This window comes from Microbulbifer variabilis (assembly GCF_052468405.1).
The window spans coordinates 158,014-174,952 of record NZ_CP174343.1; the positions used below are offsets into that span (position 1 = coordinate 158,014).

Annotated in this window: 15 protein-coding genes; 4 read left to right on the plus strand and 11 right to left on the minus strand. The window is 51.3% G+C overall.

What is annotated here, in order from left to right; translation table 11 throughout:
* Nucleotides 1-153: 153 nt before the first annotated feature.
* From ACJJJB_RS01030 to ACJJJB_RS01060, 7 genes are all read right to left on the minus strand, one after another.
* Nucleotides 154-1,479, minus strand: a complete 1,326-nt coding sequence (locus ACJJJB_RS01030; RefSeq protein WP_445365534.1) for a sensor histidine kinase — start codon at nt 1,477-1,479, stop codon at nt 154-156.
* Entirely contained in the window at nt 1,479-2,831 is a 1,353-nt protein-coding gene (locus tag ACJJJB_RS01035) for a sigma-54-dependent transcriptional regulator (protein WP_445365535.1), read from the minus strand. Before ACJJJB_RS01035 ends, ACJJJB_RS01030 begins: the two co-directional genes overlap by 1 nt.
* A gap of 114 nt (nt 2,832-2,945) precedes the next feature.
* A complete protein-coding gene (locus tag ACJJJB_RS01040; protein WP_445366253.1) occupies nt 2,946-3,551 on the minus strand; it encodes a nuclear transport factor 2 family protein in 606 nt (201 codons plus the stop codon).
* Nucleotides 3,552-3,567: 16 nt separating this feature from the next.
* Nucleotides 3,568-4,776, minus strand: a complete 1,209-nt coding sequence (locus ACJJJB_RS01045; protein ID WP_020411990.1) for an FtsX-like permease family protein — start codon at nt 4,774-4,776, stop codon at nt 3,568-3,570.
* A gap of 9 nt (nt 4,777-4,785) precedes the next feature.
* Nucleotides 4,786-6,099: an ABC transporter permease gene (locus tag ACJJJB_RS01050; RefSeq protein ID WP_282951609.1), complete on the minus strand. Its 1,314-nt coding sequence runs from the start codon at nt 6,097-6,099 to the stop codon at nt 4,786-4,788.
* 13 nt (nt 6,100-6,112) lie between these two features.
* A complete protein-coding gene (locus ACJJJB_RS01055) occupies nt 6,113-6,814 on the minus strand; it encodes an ABC transporter ATP-binding protein (protein ID WP_020411992.1) in 702 nt (233 codons plus the stop codon).
* A 96-nt stretch (nt 6,815-6,910) separates the two neighbouring features.
* Nucleotides 6,911-8,191 (minus strand): efflux RND transporter periplasmic adaptor subunit, encoded by a 1,281-nt coding sequence (locus tag ACJJJB_RS01060; protein WP_020411993.1) that lies wholly within the window; start codon nt 8,189-8,191, stop codon nt 6,911-6,913.
* A 388-nt stretch (nt 8,192-8,579) separates the two neighbouring features.
* Here ACJJJB_RS01060 and ACJJJB_RS01065 point away from each other — a divergent pair, with 388 nt between their 5' ends.
* On the plus strand, nt 8,580-10,085 hold the full coding sequence (locus ACJJJB_RS01065; protein WP_040628253.1) for a SulP family inorganic anion transporter: 1,506 nt from the start codon (nt 8,580-8,582) through the stop codon (nt 10,083-10,085).
* A complete protein-coding gene (locus ACJJJB_RS01070; protein WP_020411995.1) occupies nt 10,085-10,987 on the plus strand; it encodes a universal stress protein in 903 nt (300 codons plus the stop codon). Before ACJJJB_RS01065 ends, ACJJJB_RS01070 begins: the two co-directional genes overlap by 1 nt.
* A 5-nt stretch (nt 10,988-10,992) precedes the next feature.
* Here ACJJJB_RS01070 and ACJJJB_RS01075 read toward each other — a convergent pair whose 3' ends face one another.
* Nucleotides 10,993-12,675 (minus strand): aminotransferase class V-fold PLP-dependent enzyme, encoded by a 1,683-nt coding sequence (locus tag ACJJJB_RS01075; RefSeq protein ID WP_282951606.1) that lies wholly within the window; start codon nt 12,673-12,675, stop codon nt 10,993-10,995.
* Between the two features lie 187 nt (nt 12,676-12,862).
* On the opposite strand from ACJJJB_RS01075, the gene ACJJJB_RS01080 reads away from it, so the two are divergent.
* Nucleotides 12,863-13,339: an Lrp/AsnC family transcriptional regulator gene (locus ACJJJB_RS01080; protein WP_020411997.1), complete on the plus strand. Its 477-nt coding sequence runs from the start codon at nt 12,863-12,865 to the stop codon at nt 13,337-13,339.
* A 3-nt stretch (nt 13,340-13,342) separates the two neighbouring features.
* Here ACJJJB_RS01080 and ACJJJB_RS01085 read toward each other — a convergent pair whose 3' ends face one another.
* From ACJJJB_RS01085 to ACJJJB_RS01095, 3 genes are all read right to left on the minus strand, one after another.
* Nucleotides 13,343-14,053 carry a DUF2238 domain-containing protein gene (locus ACJJJB_RS01085; protein WP_282951605.1) on the minus strand — a complete coding sequence of 237 codons (711 nt, stop codon included), beginning with the start codon at nt 14,051-14,053 and terminating at the stop codon, nt 13,343-13,345.
* Between the two features lie 96 nt (nt 14,054-14,149).
* On the minus strand, nt 14,150-14,722 hold the full coding sequence (locus ACJJJB_RS01090; RefSeq protein ID WP_020411999.1) for a tRNA-(ms[2]io[6]A)-hydroxylase: 573 nt from the start codon (nt 14,720-14,722) through the stop codon (nt 14,150-14,152).
* A 77-nt stretch (nt 14,723-14,799) separates the two neighbouring features.
* A complete protein-coding gene (locus ACJJJB_RS01095) occupies nt 14,800-15,228 on the minus strand; it encodes an acyl-CoA thioesterase (RefSeq protein WP_020412000.1) in 429 nt (142 codons plus the stop codon).
* A 485-nt stretch (nt 15,229-15,713) separates the two neighbouring features.
* Between ACJJJB_RS01095 and fabV the strand changes: the two genes are divergently transcribed.
* Entirely contained in the window at nt 15,714-16,892 is a 1,179-nt protein-coding gene (gene fabV, locus ACJJJB_RS01100) for an enoyl-ACP reductase FabV (protein ID WP_353377016.1), read from the plus strand.
* Nucleotides 16,893-16,939 lie beyond the last annotated feature (47 nt).

Below are 16,939 nucleotides of genomic sequence, written 5' to 3' on the forward strand. Positions count from 1 at the left end.
AGAAATTTTTGTTAAAGTTTTTTGCTCCCATAAATAGGGGGCCGCCTTGTTTAGCCAAAGCTGCTATAGGTCTGAATGACACTTAATTTATTGTATAACTTGCTATTTGAGCAGATAACCATTTGATGGTTTGCTTTTTGGGCAAGTTCCTCGCTAGTGAGATTCTTTAGCCCAGGGCAGCCATAAGGTAATTTGTAATCCTCCCTCAGGACGGTTTAGCAGTTGAATGTGTCCTCCGTGGGCATCGACAATTTCTCTGCACAGCGCTAAGCCAAGGCCCACCCCCTGTTCTTTGGTAGAAAAAAATGGAAGTAGTGCCTGTTGTAGAACTTTTTCACTCATGCCGCAGCCGCGATCCGCAATTACGAGTTTTTGTCCTAGGCCATCAGTGCTGATGGTAATTTTAATATCTTCATTACTGGAACCGGCCTCGTGGGAGTTTTTGATCAGGTTCAGTAGGGCTTGCTCGATTTGTACTGGGTCAAAATACCCCTGGCGCTCTGGTAAATCCCCCGACAAGGTGAATTCCTGCAAGGGGGCAATACGTTCGATAAGTGTCTGCCAATCCACAGTTTCGCAACTGGGGGCGGGCAGCTTCGCGAAACTGGCATAGCCCTGGGTAAATTCCGTCAGGTGTTTGCAGCGGTCGGCGATGATATCAAAAACTTTTTCCAGCGCCGCAGCTTTATCCGGCTTGGCGATAAGCATTTTGCCTGAGTGCGCCAGTGAGGATATGGGGGCCAAAGAATTATTGAGCTCATGGCTGATTAGGCGAATGACTTTTTTCCAAACTTCTACTTCAGCGCGGGTTAACTCTCTTGTCATCTCACGCAAAACAATCAAGCGGTGCTTTTGCGCATTGAGTACAAATGTACTATTACCGATGTGCATGGAGTGAGTTCCATTTGTATCGGTGTAGTTAAAAAGCCCGTTTTCCCAATTATTAATAGCATTTGCGATCTCCCCTGGGCTATTGGGGAGTAGTTTCTGTAAAAGCAGGCCCTGGATGGGCCTGCCGGCATTAAGTAGTTTTTTGGCACTGCTGTTGGAATAAATGATGTGATTGCTTTGATCGACAAGTAACAGCGCTTGCGGTGAGCTTTGGATCACAGTATCGAGGAGCAATTCGCGCTGATAAATATGCGCGCGCTCACGTCGCAGGTGCTCACCGATTTCGTTGTATAAATTTGTAATCTGGCGGAGCTCTATATCCCTGGGAGGGACCAGAGAGATCGAAAAATCACCATCGCGAAAATTAAGTAGCCCCCCCTGTAAGGATTTAAGGGTGGTCGTTAGGGGAGTGAGAACCTGACGCATCAGCCCCAGGATAATAATAATCCCGAGGAACAGCCCCGTAGCCCACGATAAGCGTGGATCCAGGCCTATATAAATACAAAGCCACGGGATAGCTGTACCTATAATCAATGCCAGAGTGGCTGTGGCAACGATGCGCCCCTCCAGGGAAAAATGTTTGGACATCAATAGGAAATACCATGTTTTTCCAAGCGACGATACAGCGCTTGACGGCTCATACCCAGCTCTCTTGCAGCCTGGGCAATAATACCATTGCAGCTGGCTAGGGTTTGCTGTAGTAGCTCCCTACTAGGCTCAAAACTCACATCAACTTTTTCAGTTACAGGCTGTTCGGGCAAGGCCAGCACCGCCTCATCAATGGTGTCCTCCTGGCACAGGACTGATGCACGCTGCATCACATTCTGTAATTCGCGTACATTGCCTGGCCACTGGTAGCGGGTCATTGCGGTCAGTGCCTGTGGGGAAAGTTTTTTGGGGTTACTGTTTTCACCTAAAAAGCTTATTGCCAGAGGTGCTATATCCTCGGGGCGTTCACAAAGAGGAGGTAGACGCAGCTCGATCACATTCAGGCGGTAGTATAAGTCCTGGCGGAAGTTGCCCTCAGTGATGGACTTGGGCAGGTCACTGTTGGTAGCGCTGATTACCCGTACTTTAACCTTCCGCGTTTGACTGCTGCCAAGACGCTGGAATTCTCCGGTTTGCAGCACACGTAGCAGTTTTACCTGGCCACTGGCAGAGAGTTCGCCGATCTCGTCGAGAAACAGGGTGCCTCCATCGGCCGCCTCAAAACGACCTTCACGGGCCTTATTTCCTGCTCCGGTGTAGGCTCCGGGCTCCGCGCCAAAGAGCTCCGCTTCCATCAGCTCCTCCGGCAGTGCTCCGACATTCACTTTGATAAAGGGGCCATCACGGAGTAGTGAGTTAGCTTGAACAATATCGGCTATTTTTTCTTTACCCGCCCCGTTGGGGCCTGTGATCAGCACAGGTACATCGGACTTGGCTACCTGGGTGGCCATTTCCAAAAGCTTTTGCATATTATCGCTACGGTAAATAATATCTCGTAGGTCAAACTTTTCTCGCAGTTCGCTGCGGGCATTCATTGCCTGTTGTTGTGACGCACGCTGGCGTTTTTGTAGCTCGCCCAGCTCTAGTAAGTTGACAATCGTGGAGATCAGCTTGTTATCGTCCCAGGGTTTGCCCAGGTAATCGGCCGCTCCAGCGCGGACCAGCTCCACCGCCATTTCCAATTGCGTCCAGGCGGTCAAGAGGATAATGGGCAGATCCGGATTGATTTCGCGAATAGCAAAAAACAGTTCGCGCCCCTCTTCACCAGAGGTGGTGTCCGCAGTGAAGTTCATATCCTGGATCACCAGGCTGATATCCCGGTTCTCTCGTAATAATTGCAGACCTGCCTGGGGAGTAATGGCACAGAGGGGCTGCAAGTCATGTAATGACAACAGTATTTCCAGGGCCGAGACGATACCGCTGTTATCGTCAATAATGAGTATTTTATCCATAGGACCAAGAGCCAGCTTGTAAGCTGGCCATTATGCAATGAGTGAGTGGTTAGGGGGAACTGCTGCCGCTGGTGTTTAAATCCAGGCCGTAGGTTTGAACGTTAGTGTCAGAGGCTAATGACCATTGCTGGCAGGTTGGTGATCAAAACTCAATACTCTGGCGAGCTTCCACTGCCCATCCTCTTTTTTCCAGAGGTGGGTGAACTGTCCACTCTCGCGTAATACTTCGCTGTTATCAGCATTTATGCCATAAAATTTATGTGTACCGCTTTGAATGGCCCCGTAGTTGTTCATTGGGAAAACTCTAACACTATCGTTAATGAGTTCGCGGCGCGCTTTAATGTCACTGCCGGATTTTTGACGTTCACACATACTGCTAATACCATTGAGAAACTCTTGTGCTGAGCTTGCAGTTTTCCCCCACTTATCATGGTACATTTCAAAATCATCGGTGACGAGTTGACCCAGTTTTTTAATGTCGCAGCTGTTGAAAACAGCATCAAAAAGTTGTGAGTCCACAACGGTGATTTCCTTTTCTAATTTCTCCGTAGCTTGAGGGCCGGCAACGACGGGATGTTGCTCGGCAATTGCTGTGGGTATGAAAATTGATATGGCAGTAAAACCTAGAGCCATCAAATAATTTCGCATAATAAATTCTCCCTTTTTATTTACTATCTTACTTTTCACCAAACTGGCGGTCAGCGAAAAAAGCCCGACCACCAGTTTCAATTTGATTTTATACACTGCGCGTGGCGGTAGCCGGGGAGATATTGGCTGCACGCAGTGCTGGCGCTAGTGCAGCAGCGAGACTAACAACCAATACCAATAGAGCACAGATAAGGAGAGGTAGTAGGGTTAATACCGGCTGAGAGTAATCGCGTACCATATACTGATTAACGATTAGGGCTGCGGCACTGCCCAGGGCGATACCGGTAACGGCAATCAGACTGTTTTCAATCAGGAAATAGCGGCTGATATTGCTGCGGCTAGCCCCTAGTGCCCGTCTAACACCTATTTGTTTGGCGCGTTGGTTAATCCAGAAGATTGTCAGCCCGACGATCCCCAGCGCTACGATAAAGCTGAGTGTGGCCGCAACAATAGATAACACTTTGACCATTAAGTTATCGCCTGCATAACTGCGAGCGACATACTCTGAGAGCACTCTGGTTTTAATGACTCTTTGAGGGTCCCTTTCAGACAGTTTATCTACCAAGGTTTTTAACACATCATCGCGCTTGCCTGGTTCGGCGCGTACTAAATAATTGACGTCCTGAGTATTTCTGACAATGGGGAAAAAGGCCACATTACCTGCTTTTGACCAGTCCACCCAGGCGCCCAGATGCCGTTCGATAACACCAATAATTTCTATAGGATGGGAAGTGTTGCCATCATAGAGGGGTTTTCCAATAGGATCTTGATCTGGGTAAATTTTATCGGCGAACTGCTGGGTAATAACTGCGACATTGATATCCCGAATTTCACTTGGATCAAAATATTGCATTTCAGCATTGGTAAAATTTCGCCCCGCCACTAATTTTAAACCTAGGGTATTGATAAAGTTTGGGTCGGTGTTGTATCTGTTAGAGACCTCGCCGCCGACCTCCTGATTAGGTTGAGTGTAAAAAGTGCCCGCGGAGCCAGACCGCGATAAGGGGACTTGGTTGGTAATGGTTGCATCTTTGACGAAAGGCAGTTTTCGCAGTAACTCCAAATCAGAAGATACGGCTCCAATCATGTCGTAGTTATTGGGAATTGCCATTACGTTGATGGCAATGATCTCCTCTACGGCAATACCGGTGGGCCTTTCTATCTTTGCAATACGATCTTTTACGATCACAACCGTGTTGCTGATGATTGCCAGTGTCAATGCAAGTTGAAGAGCGATCAGTAGGGCAGGCACTTTGTTACGCCAGAGGGCGGATAACATGGGTTTTAATTCAAGCATGACTCGTCCTTACTGGGTTTTCAGGTAAATGGAAGGGTTAGTGCGACTGATACGCCAAGCTGGGTAAAGCCCTGCCAGCAGGCTTGCGATTAGCGCGAGACCGATGGCTGCGATCACCATCACCCAATCCATCCTCGCGACCGTATCCAGTTGTCCCATAGCTAAATAACGGATTCCACTGATCCCCATAAAAGCAAGTAAAATACCGGCTATCCCACCGAGAATACCGATGGTTGAACTTTCAATGAGGTGCTGCGTGAAAATGGCATTGCGGCTGGCTCCAAGTGCCCGACGCACACCCGCTTCAGGCGCTTTGCGGAGAAACTTGGCGAGTAATAGAGCTACTGCGTTGATAACGCAAACTAACAGAAAAGCCAGGGATACCCAGCCCAATACGCGATTGTCATCGCTGAGGACTTCGTTGAGAACCAGCCATTCGGAAGGTTTACTCAGGGCAAATTTCAATGGTCGCTCGAAGCGCCCTTGGTCCTTCTGCCCTTGAATATATGCGGTTAGAAAGTTTTCGTACTCGGTTTTTTGTTCTTTATTAGTGAGTTCCACCCAGTACTGAATCCAGACGCTCTCACTTTGTAGGAAACCCTCATAACCTTCGCCCTCTCCACTATCCCAGCCATTGGTATTCCCCCAGCTGTAAATTTCCAGCTTGCGGTGAAGACCAAAAGGCACGAAAAGGGATTCAACTTTCGTAAAGGAACCATTATTGACATCGTAAACTTTGGGTGAGGGTTCCCAGGTATCAATAACGCCAATGACGGTAAAAGGTTGGCTATTTAATATGACGGTTTCACCAACGCTGTCTTCTCCAGAGAATAACTTTTCATTGGTGGCCTTGGAGAGTATCACCACTTGCATGGGTGAGCTGTCGGCAGTCTTCTCCCAGGTGCCTCCATATATAAAAGGGATATCGAATAGGTTAAAGAAATCACGGGTGGTTACGCGGATGTCAGCGGTATAAGGCCGGATTGCTGACTCTTCCAGTTCCACGGTAAAACCATAGCGGTGCATGGCCACCTGATGGGTGGGGATATCAGAGCGCAGTAGGGCTTGGGCATCTCTATAAGTCAACTGCCAGGGAATTTCATTGGTGGTATTTGCGGCTTCATTAACATCCCAGCTATCGAGTTGAACGGCAAAAAGAACATCGTCTTTATGCTCTAGCGCGTTCTGCGACATCATGTAGTTGAGGGTGAGTACTGTCATGGAGGCACCCACACCCACCGCGATAGCAGCGACCATCAGCGCACTTAATGTCGGTGTACGACGCAGGCTTCGCAGTGCCAGGGAAATATAGTATCCAATCATTACTGCAGACTCCTTAAGCAGTAGCGGCTTCGGGTTGCTCTGTGACCGGGCGCAGGTCGCACACTTGCCCATCCACGATCTGGATATTGCGGTGCGCACGACGGGCCAGCTCCGGATCATGGGTAACCATTACGATGGTAGTTCCCCACTCATTGATAAATTCCAGTAGCTCCATTACTTGGCGTGCCATTAGGGAGTCGAGGTTTCCAGTGGGCTCATCTGCGAGCAGGAAACGTGGCTCCCCTGCCAGGGCCCGGGCAATAGCAATACGTTGTTGCTGTCCGCCGGAAAGCTGTGCAGGCAAGTGTTTTGCGCGGGCGGACAAGCCCACTTGCTCCAGTACTTTCTCAATACGCTTGCGGCGTTCTTTAGCGCTGAATCCACGGTAGCGAAGAGGGACATCAATATTGTCGAACAAGCTTAGATCCGGGATCAGGTTAAACCCTTGGAAAATAAACCCGATCTTTTCATTACGCAGGCGGGAGCGCTGGCGATCGTTCAGGTTACTTACATCCTCGCCATCCAGCAGGTACTGGCCGCCGGTTGGGGTTTCCAATAACCCTGCGATATTCAGAAAGGTCGTTTTTCCGGAGCCACTGGGGCCGGTGACAGAGACAAATTCCCCCTCCTTGACTTCTAGGCTGAAGTCACGCAGGGCGTGGGTTTCAATAGTGTCTGTGCGGAAACTCTTGCGGACGTTATGCATCTTAAGCATGGCGATGTTCCTTGTTTGTCACTGAATTTTTAAATCGTTGATAAATCGCGGAAACTGAGTGGGTGTAGCTTGCGCGTGTTGAATGTCTCGCTCGGTTTATTCTTTCAGGGCAACTAGCTGTGCCCTCTCCAATTCTTCGGAGGCGGAGATAATGATTTGATCTCCCTCTTGCAGGCCGGAAATGATTTCCACTTGTTTCAGTCCCAGCGCGCCAATTTGAATGGCAACGCGCTCTGCCTGTTGTTGATCGTTGAGGCGGAATGCAAAGCGGCCGCCGCTCTGATCCAGGAAACCACCACGTTTCACCAGCAGCACATCATTGCGATTCTCCAGTAGCACGCGGGCGGTGAGGCGCAGGTTTTGGCGCAAGTTTTGGGGTTGTCCCTCGCTAAAGCGCACTCGGGCGATGACTTGGTTGTCGATGACTTCGGGGGATATCGCAGTGATTTCACCGGGTAGTTCACGCCCCCCTAGGTTGACGGCCACGGCCATATTCAAGCCGAGGTCGTCGGCGTAGTTCTCTGGCACTGCCGCCTCAAGCTCAAAACTGGTGAGGTCAACTACGGTGATCAAGGGGGCGTTAGCGGCAACGGCGCTGCGCTGGGATACGGCGAGACTGCCGATGGTGCCGCTGACAGGGGAGAGGATTTCTAATTCCCGCACGCGGCGCTCGAGTTCCTCTACCTGCAACTTCTGCTGGGACACTTGTAAATGAAGGGTTTGGGTATCAAAGCTCAGGGACTCTTTTTCCAGCTCGGCGTTTTGTACAGCCTGCTCATACTCCAGTTGTGCTCGGGCCATATCGTCCTTGCTCTTTTCAAAGTCGAGCAGGGAAATAATCTGCTTCTCCTTGGAAAGCTCAGCCCGTTTTAACTCCCGTTTGGCGGCGGTGAGGTTTACCCGGGCGAGATCGGCCTTTTGCTGGTTTTCCAACTGCTGGCGCTTGGCCTGTATTTTCTGCCGTTGCAATTCTACGGACAGTTTATTGAGTTGAGCTTCCTCCTGGGCGAGTTGGTTGGATAGCTCAGGGCTGTCAACCGAGGCGAGGACTTGCCCAGCTTTCACAGTATCTCCGGCTTTTACCGCAAACTTAACGATGCCCTGCGCAGGGCTATAAAGTGTGGGGCTGTTGGCTGCGACCACTTTGCCCTGAACCACCAAGTCTCGAATCAGGTCACCGCGCTCAACCTGGGCAATATTGATACGGGATAAGGACAGGGTGTTATCTACTGAGCCGGTCCTATGCCAGGCATTAACACCCCAGATCAAAAATGCGATGGTGAGGCCAAGCAAGGCGGCAGCCTTATAGGCTTTGGGGTTTTTCCAAAGCGGTAGGGCTTCGATTTGTGTATCTTGCCTGGAAGTATCTCTAATCATTGTTGCTTTCCACTTCTCTGTGCGATTGCTTCTGCTTTGTAATTTGGATGCAGTGCATTTCTGTTTCGGATGCAAACCAAAAAAATCTGCTCTGTGAGCTACTACGCAAACGCTGTGCCAACTTTTTTATGTCTGTAACTTACTGATATTTATTGATATTTTTCTTTTATGGGGATCTGCACAATCACAGGGGTGTCCGCTAAAAGTGTCCGCTGTCCGCCCTGTCCGGGAGATGGACCGGGCACTGTAAGCTGCATATTTCCGCCGGAAGAGGGGCGGATACCGAACTTTGCTTGCGGTTTCACGAGAGTGGTTGTCATGCGGGGGGACGGCGGTTTGTGGTAGAGTGCGCGGCCTTTTTTTGATCAATTCAAATTTATTTGCGTTTATGTTCCTTCCATCGCTGCTCTCTTCGACCAAAGCCGACTGGTTCGGCAATATACGTCGCGACGTACTCGCCGGCCTGGTAGTGGCCCTGGCACTGATTCCCGAAGCCATCGCTTTCTCGATTATCGCGGGAGTTGATCCCCGAGTTGGCCTCTACGCCTCTTTCTGTATTGCTGTGGTCATTGCCTTTGTGGGCGGTCGGCCGGGGATGATTTCCGCCGCTACCGGCGCAATGGCCCTTCTGATGGTGACCCTGGTGAAGGAGCACGGACTGCAATATCTGCTCGCAGCCACATTGCTCACCGGGGTGTTGCAGATCATCGCTGGCTATCTGAAGCTGGGTAGTTTGATGAGCTTTGTTTCACGGGCGGTGGTCACGGGGTTTGTGAATGCCCTGGCGATCCTTATCTTCCTGGCGCAAATGCCCGAGTTGATTGGTGGTACCTGGGAGGTCTATGCCATGACAGCTGCGGGTCTGGGGGTCATTTACCTATTCCCCTATGTCCCGGTGATTGGTAAAGCTGTGCCTTCACCGCTGGTATGTATCCTGTTGCTGACGGCAGTGGCTGTCACCATGGGGATGGATATCCGTACCGTGGGGGATATGGGCGAGTTGCCGGATACCCTGCCTATTTTCCTCTGGCCCGAGGTTCCGCTGAATTTCGAAACCCTACAGATTATTTTCCCCTACTCCGCTGGTCTGGCAGTGGTAGGTCTGCTGGAATCCCTGATGACAGCAACGATTGTGGACGACTTGACCGATACTCCGAGTGATAAGAACCGCGAGTGTAAAGGTCAGGGGATCGCCAATATCGCGGCCGGCTCCCTGGGGGGGATGGCCGGTTGCGCCATGATTGGCCAGTCTGTCATCAATGTGAAGTCCGGTGGCCGAGGTCGGCTCTCAACTCTGGTAGCTGGCGTTGGCCTGCTGACCCTGGTGGTGTTTCTCAGTGACTGGGTTGCGGTAATTCCTATGGCAGCACTAGTTGCGGTCATGATTATGGTTTCCATAGGTACTTTTGACTGGAGTTCTATCCGCAACCTGAAACGCTACCCGCTCTCCACAAATTTGGTGATGTTGGCTACTGTGGTTGTGGTAGTGTGGACCCATAACCTGGCCTATGGTGTATTTGTTGGTGTGTTACTGGCCTCGCTGTTCTTTGCCAATAAGGTTAGCCACTTTATGTACGTGAGCAGCTCTCTCGAAGAAGCTCAGAGCCGCCGAACCTACAAGGTCATTGGACAGGTCTTCTTCAACTCCGCCGATAAGTTCATGGCCTCTTTCGATTTTAAGGAAGTGGTGGATACTGTAGTGATCGATCTCAATCGCGCGCATTTCTGGGATATTTCCGGAGTAAATGCGCTGGACAAGGTGGTGCTCAAGTTCCGTCGTGAGGGTGCAGAAGTGGAGCTGGTAGGGTTGAACGAAGCTAGTGAAACCATCGTCGACCGGTTCGGCGTACACGATAAGCCCGAGGAAATTGAGCGGGTTCTTGGAGGACATTGATGGCCGTAAGCAGCAGCGAAAATAACAATAAAGAGACACATAATGGTGGGTCTTTACCAGTGGTACTTTCCTGTATTGATGGTTCCCAATACACCGGCGCCGTCTGTGATTACTCCGCTTGGCTGGCTGCCAAGCTGGACGCACCGCTAAAGCTGTTGCATAACATTGAGCGCAGTAGTGTACCTGCGGTCACCGATTTTACCGGCAGTATCGGCTTAGGCAGCCAGGAAGAGCTGCTGGAAGAACTGACGGCGCTTGAGCAACAGCGTGCGCAATTGCTGGTGAAGCAGGGCAAGCTCATGCTGCAGGCGGCACGAAATCGCGCTGAGGATGCCGGCGTTGGACAGGTCATTACCTGCCAGCGCCACGACACCCTGACAGAATCTGTGGTGGAGCTGGAAGACTGCATTCGTGTTCTGGTACTCGGTATTCGCGGTGAGGAGCACGGCGAGTCAGAGCAGGGGCTGGGCGCACAGTTGGAAACTGTAGTCCGCTCCCTGCACAAACCGATACTGGTGGTTAATCGGGAATTTCAGCAGCCGCAGAGGATTATGCTTGCCTATGACGGTAGTGAGGCGGCGTGCAAGGCCCTGGGCCTGATAGCTGGTAGCCCGCTGTTCCGCGACCTGTCCTGCCACCTGGTAAATGTAGGACCGGCGCAAGTGGCGGAAAAGCTATTAGCTGAGGCCAGTGCCGAATTGGACAAGGCCGGCCTCGCAGTAACGGCCAGTAATCTGGAGGGTAATACAGTTGAGGCCTTGATCACCTATCAGGAGGAGCACCAGATTGACCTCACTGTGATGGGGGCGTTCAGTCACAATCGTCTGCGTGATTTGTTGATGGGCAGTATCACAGCGAAGATGCTACTCAAGACCCGCCAGCCTCTGCTGCTATTGCGATAACTTTCCTAGAGCGCGAGTACTGCGTCCCGGGGGCTGACAAACCAACGCAAAGCCTCCGCATCCTCGGGAAGCGGTAGATCGTAGAATTTTGCATTGCGTGGTTTGCGGCAAAGCTCCCGCTCGGCAATGGCCAGGTACTCCTCTAGAGGAAGTAATGACACCTCCTGCTCGCTTTTACTGGAAGGGCAATTGCTGAAGTTCAATTGCGCCAGGCTGGCTGCGGACTCTGGTTTTTTGCCTTGATAGCGCCAGACTCCCTGATCCTGGTCGAAATAATAATACGGCAGTAGTCTCCAGCCGTGGCGCGCTACCAGAGCCACGGCTTCAAGCAGATATTCGAATACTGTCTCACTGATGAAGTAATTGAAATTCAGGCGTACCCAGCCCGGACGCATTAATTTTTGCCCTTTGAGTATCTGTCCCTCCAGCGCCCGGCTATAGGCCATATCGATATCCAGAAGGGTATGCCCATAGGGGCCTGCGCAGGAACAGCCACCGCGGGCCTGGATTCCGAAAAGGTCATTGAGTAGTGCCACCACAAAACCGTAGTGCAAATCCTTCCCGCGCCATTTGATGCGCAGCGAGATAATTGAAAGGCGCGGTATATCAAGGTTGCCGAGAACCTCGATGTTCTCTTCCTTTGACCAGCGCTCGAGAGCATGGCCGATCAGCCGCTTCTCCCTCTGGGTTATTTCATTGATACCCACAGTTTGCTGGAGTTTAAAGACCATGCCTGCGCGAATGGACTCGACTATCGCCGGGGTGCCGCCTTCCTCGCTGCGCTCCGGGTCTTCGAGGTAACGGTGATCCTCAGGAGTGACATAGAGCACCGTGCCACCGCCGGGTGCTGCAGGGACGGCGTTTTGCAGCAGCTTCTCTTTCACCACCAGAATTCCTGGAGTGCCGGGGCCACCGACAAATTTATGCGGAGAGATAAATACAGCGTCTTTTGAACTATCGCCCCGGGGGTCTTGCTCACCGCGCACATCAATTGCCATATAGGGGGCGGCCGCGGCGTAGTCCCAGAAAGACAGGGCACCGTACTGGTGAAGTAGGCGGGTGACAGCTTCTACTTCGGTCACGATGCCGGTGACATTAGAGGCGGCGGAAAAGCTGCCGATCCGCAGGGGGCGGTCAGCGTACGCACGCAGCTGATTTTCGAGCGTATCAAGATCCAATGTGCCGGTGCTATTCAACGGAATAGACACTAGTTCGGCAATGCTTTCCCGCCAGGGCAATTCATTGGAGTGGTGTTCATAGGGCCCAATAAATACGACAGGACGCTGGCTGGCAGAAATACTGTCACTGAAGCGATGCTGCAGGTTCAAATCCACCGGAGGACGCAACTTTAGAATATCGATCAGCTTGTTAATGGCGGCAGTGGCACCGGAGCCACAGAATATGATTTTGTGCTCCTCGCTCCCGTTGACTGCACGCCGGATCTCTTTCCTCGCCTCCTCTCTGAATCCTGTGGTTTGAGCACCGGTGTAAGACGTTTCGCTATGGGTGTTGGCATAGTAAGGCAACACCTTTTGGCGAATAGAGTCTTCGATGAAAGATAGTGAGCGGCCGGATGCAGTGTAATCAGCGTACACCAGTGGTCGCTGTCCGAAGGGGGTGGCAATGGGCTGCATATCGCCAATAACTGAGTCACGGATGTATTTGATGAGAGCTGTCACGAGTTCCATTTCCTGTATTTTTCATGGAAATTACTCTAGTGCTTTAACACCGAAACAATGTCCCTGTTTGTCTTTTTTAATTGGTAAATTTCGAAACATTGTGCCGTTTTATTTTATTTTTCGGTACGTTAATGCTTTAAAAAGGTATGGTGGAAACACTAGTAATTATTATGAATGTTTTAAAGGAGGGGCTTTGATGGCGGCGCGGCTAAACAGGCAAGACAAACAAATTCTGGAGCTGTTACAGGGGGATGCGACGCTGTCTGTTGGGGAAATTGCTGAGCGAGTGGGTGTGTCAAAATCCGCTTGCTGGAGGCGCATTCACAAGATGGAAGAGGAAGGGATTATCGCTGATAGAGTGACCTTGCTAAACCAGCATAAGTTAAATTTGCCCCTGACTGTATATATCTCTATCCGTACCAACCAACACAATGACCAGTGGGCAGCCCAGTTTGCCGAATTGGTGCAGGGGGTTGCTGAGATTCTGGAGGTACACCGGATGAGTGGGGATCTGGATTACCTGATCAAGGCGGTGGTGACCGATATGCCTGGTTACGACCGCCTGTATAAAGAACTAATTAAGGCCGACCTGTTTGATGTCAGTTCCAGCTTCGTAATGGAGACCATGAAACAGACGACCCGTTTACCTCTCACATACGCTGTTGATAAGTAAGCTTCAGTGGCTGTGGCGCTTGCGTAACCATTGGCGGAGTTTTGCCTCGCCAAGAGCCCTGTCTCCATGTGGTACTTTGAGGCTATTGCGGATTTCCCGCCAGGCATTGGAGCTGAGCCAGAGATTCAAGGCCAGTACGACCAGCATCACCAGGATGGAGCCCAGCCCCGCCAGCAGCATGTCCTTTTGCGCGTCCCAGATATCGCCCTGGGAGCCGAGGAACGCGATTCCCAGCTCCGGAGAAACTGTCCGTGCTGCCAACCATTCAATAATTTCGTAAATAGAAGAGAGGGCAAACGTCACATCTACTGGGAAGAAGTAGGCCCAGAATCCACGCAGACCAGCCAGGCGTATTAATATTTCCCGCACTGGGTAGGCGAGCAGCAACCCAAAACTAAAGTGCACCAGGCGATCGTACATATTGCGCTCGGCGCCAAGCCATTCCTGCAGAGTGTAACCAAAGGGCACTTCTGCATAGGTGTAGTGGGAGCCAAACACATGCAGGCACATAAACACGGTGATCAGCGTATAAGAGACGTTGGAGAGCGGGAGCATACGTATGCTGATCAAAATTACCGGCAGCGCCGCAAAGACCAGGTAATTTTCTAATAACCAGTCATCCGGATGCAGCGGCTGCCAGGCTGACCAGCCCCATGCGACTGAGAAAATAGCCAGTAATAACAGGCGGTACCAGTGTTTTCGAATAGCGGACATGACTGTAAAAACCCACTGCAAAAAAAGTATATCTGCGCCAGGATACACCATTGACCGCCGTTGTGGATTGGGCCAAATGCCCCCTGGTATGAATAGCTAATGCAGGGCCGGCCGGTAGGGAAGGGCGGCAATAATCCTGGCTTCCTCATTCAGCAAATGGGCAAGGCGACTCTCCACCGCCTCACGGGGGAAATACTCCAAGGCCAACTCAACAAACAGTTCATGGTGGCGGGCCTCACTTTCTGTAATGACCTTATAGAAAGTTTGTAATGATCCCGCTGGAAGGGCCTCAGCGACCAAACCAAAACGCTCACAGCCTCGCGCTTCAATAATTGCTGCGGTGAGCAGGCGGTCTATCAGGTACTCTTCCGGACCGCGGCGAATCAGCTTGCGCAGGGCATGAATATAGGGATCTTTCTCATCTGGTGCCTGATAGATCCCCCGCTCATGCATAATCCTGATCACTTGGCGGAAATGGTTCATCTCCTCTAAAGCCAGATTCACCATGGCCTCGACCAGTAGAGGTTTATCGGGATAGTGAGAGAACATGGACACTGCCATACCAGAGGCTTTCTTTTCCGCTGCGGCATGATCCTGCAGGAAGCGGTTAAAGTCACTGAGAACGACTTGGGCCCAGTCTTTCGGGGTCTTGTAATACAGTTGGAACATGGTGGATGGCGGTGACGCAAAAACGCCATTATACCGCCATCGATAGGATTGACCTGCTGGCCCTGTTGAAAAAGGTTTTAGCTCGCCAGGCGGCGTTCGCGTACTTCCCGATCGCGCTGGGTAGCAATTCGCGCCTGCTCCAGGGACATGCCGGCTTTAGCATGGGGGGTTGGCCTGCCATTAGCACCCAAAGCTACGAAGACTATTTGCTCGACTTGCACAATCAACTCCTGGCTCTGCTTGTTGCGAACCTCACAGTGCACGGTGAGTGAACTCTGGCCAATGCCGATCACTTCAAACCCAAACTCTACTACGTCTCCGCAGCAGGCTGGGCTGACAAAATCGATCTCTGACATTAGCTTGGTTACCAGCATTGGTGTACCCATCTGACAGCCGGCAAAAATGGCAGCCTCTTCATCAATCCAGGCGAGTAACTGGCCGCCAAACAGGCGCTGGGCGGGGTTCAGGTCGCCGGGCTTTACACAGTGACGCGAATAGTATTTCACACTGACCTTCCTAGCTAACTGTGGAATGAACAATTGGTGAGCTACTGGTGGCGAATTTGCCAGAAGTAATCCTCGGCAAATTTCGCAACAGAGATTAAATCGATACTCACATAGGGAGTTACTGCATACAGCGTGCCAAGGCAAAAAAAGTGTAGCCGAGGAAAAAGGTTGTAAAGAGTGTCACGGAGTTTAAGGCAAGCACATATTTGGCGCGATTAGGCACCTGAGAGCACATAAATAGTGCGATAAGTCACAATAGATGGGTTTGGTGGCTGCTTTGGCCGCTGGGTGGGATATTCTGGACAATCTGCTCGCCAGCCTGGAAATGTCGCTATGGGACTCACCAGCCACAACCAGTAGAATGGCCGGGAATATGTCCCAAGTGTCTTTATTCTTGGGGCCGTCAGTGTTTTCCCGATGCGCTGTAAGCGTATCTGTGATCACATAACCACGATTCCCCAAGTGCAAAGGGAGAGACAGTAAGGATGATCATCCAGCCGAAAGTACGCGGATTTATTTGTACCAATGCCCACCCGCAGGGCTGTGCAGCCAATGTGCGTGAACAGATTGAGTACATCAAGTCTCAGCCAGCAATTGAGAATGGCCCCAAGCGGGTTCTGGTTGTAGGTGCCTCCACCGGTTACGGCCTCGCTTCGCGTATCACTGCCGCTTTTGGTTGTGGCGCCAAGACCCTGGGGGTGTTCTTTGAGAAGCCGCCCACAGAAAAGCGCACCGCTTCTGCCGGTTATTACAACTCGGCTGCGTTCGAGGACGAAGCGCATAAGGCGGGCCTGTACGCCAAGAGTATTAATGGGGATGCCTTCTCTGATGAGGTGAAGGCCCAGGCGATTCAGATGATTCAAGAGGATCTGGGGCAGGTAGACCTGGTGGTCTACAGCTTGGCATCTCCGCGTCGTACCGACCCCAAGACTGGTGAACTTTACAGTTCTGTATTGAAGCCGATCGGTGAGTCTTACACCGCCAGGAACCTCAATACCGACAAGCTGGAAATCTCGGACATCACAGTTGACCCTGCCAGTGAGGAAGAGATTTCCAATACCGTGAAGGTTATGGGCGGTGAGGATTGGGAACTGTGGATGCAGGCTTTAGGCGATGCCGGCGTATTGTCAGATACCTGCAAGACAGTTGCTTACACCTATATCGGTGAAAAGTTAACTTGGCCTATTTACGGTCATGCGACTATTGGTAAGGCGAAGGAGGACCTGGATCGGGCGGCCAGAGCCATTACTGAAAGTGGTCAGGCGGCGGCAAATGTCGCGGTACTGAAAGCACTGGTCACTCAGTCGAGCTCTGCAATTCCAGTGATGCCACTATATATCTCCCTGGTCTACAAGGTGATGAAAGAAGAGGGCACCCACGAAGGCTGTATCGAGCAGTTGTACCGCTTGTATACCGAGGGTCTGTACACCGATAGCCCACGCCTCGATAGTGATAACCGCCTGCGTATGGATGACAAGGAGTTGCGCGAGGAGACCCAGGCTAAGATTGAAAAATTGTGGCCAGAGGTGACCAAAGAAAATCTTTTTGAGTTGACTGATTACAAAGGTTATCAGGCCGATTTTCTCAAGCTGTTTGGTTTTGGCGTAACCGGTGTTGATTACGACGCAGACACCAGCCCACAGGTAGAAGCTGAATTCAGCTGATCACGCTGAACCAGTCCCGACTGCAATTTTGCATTCTACAAGGAGCG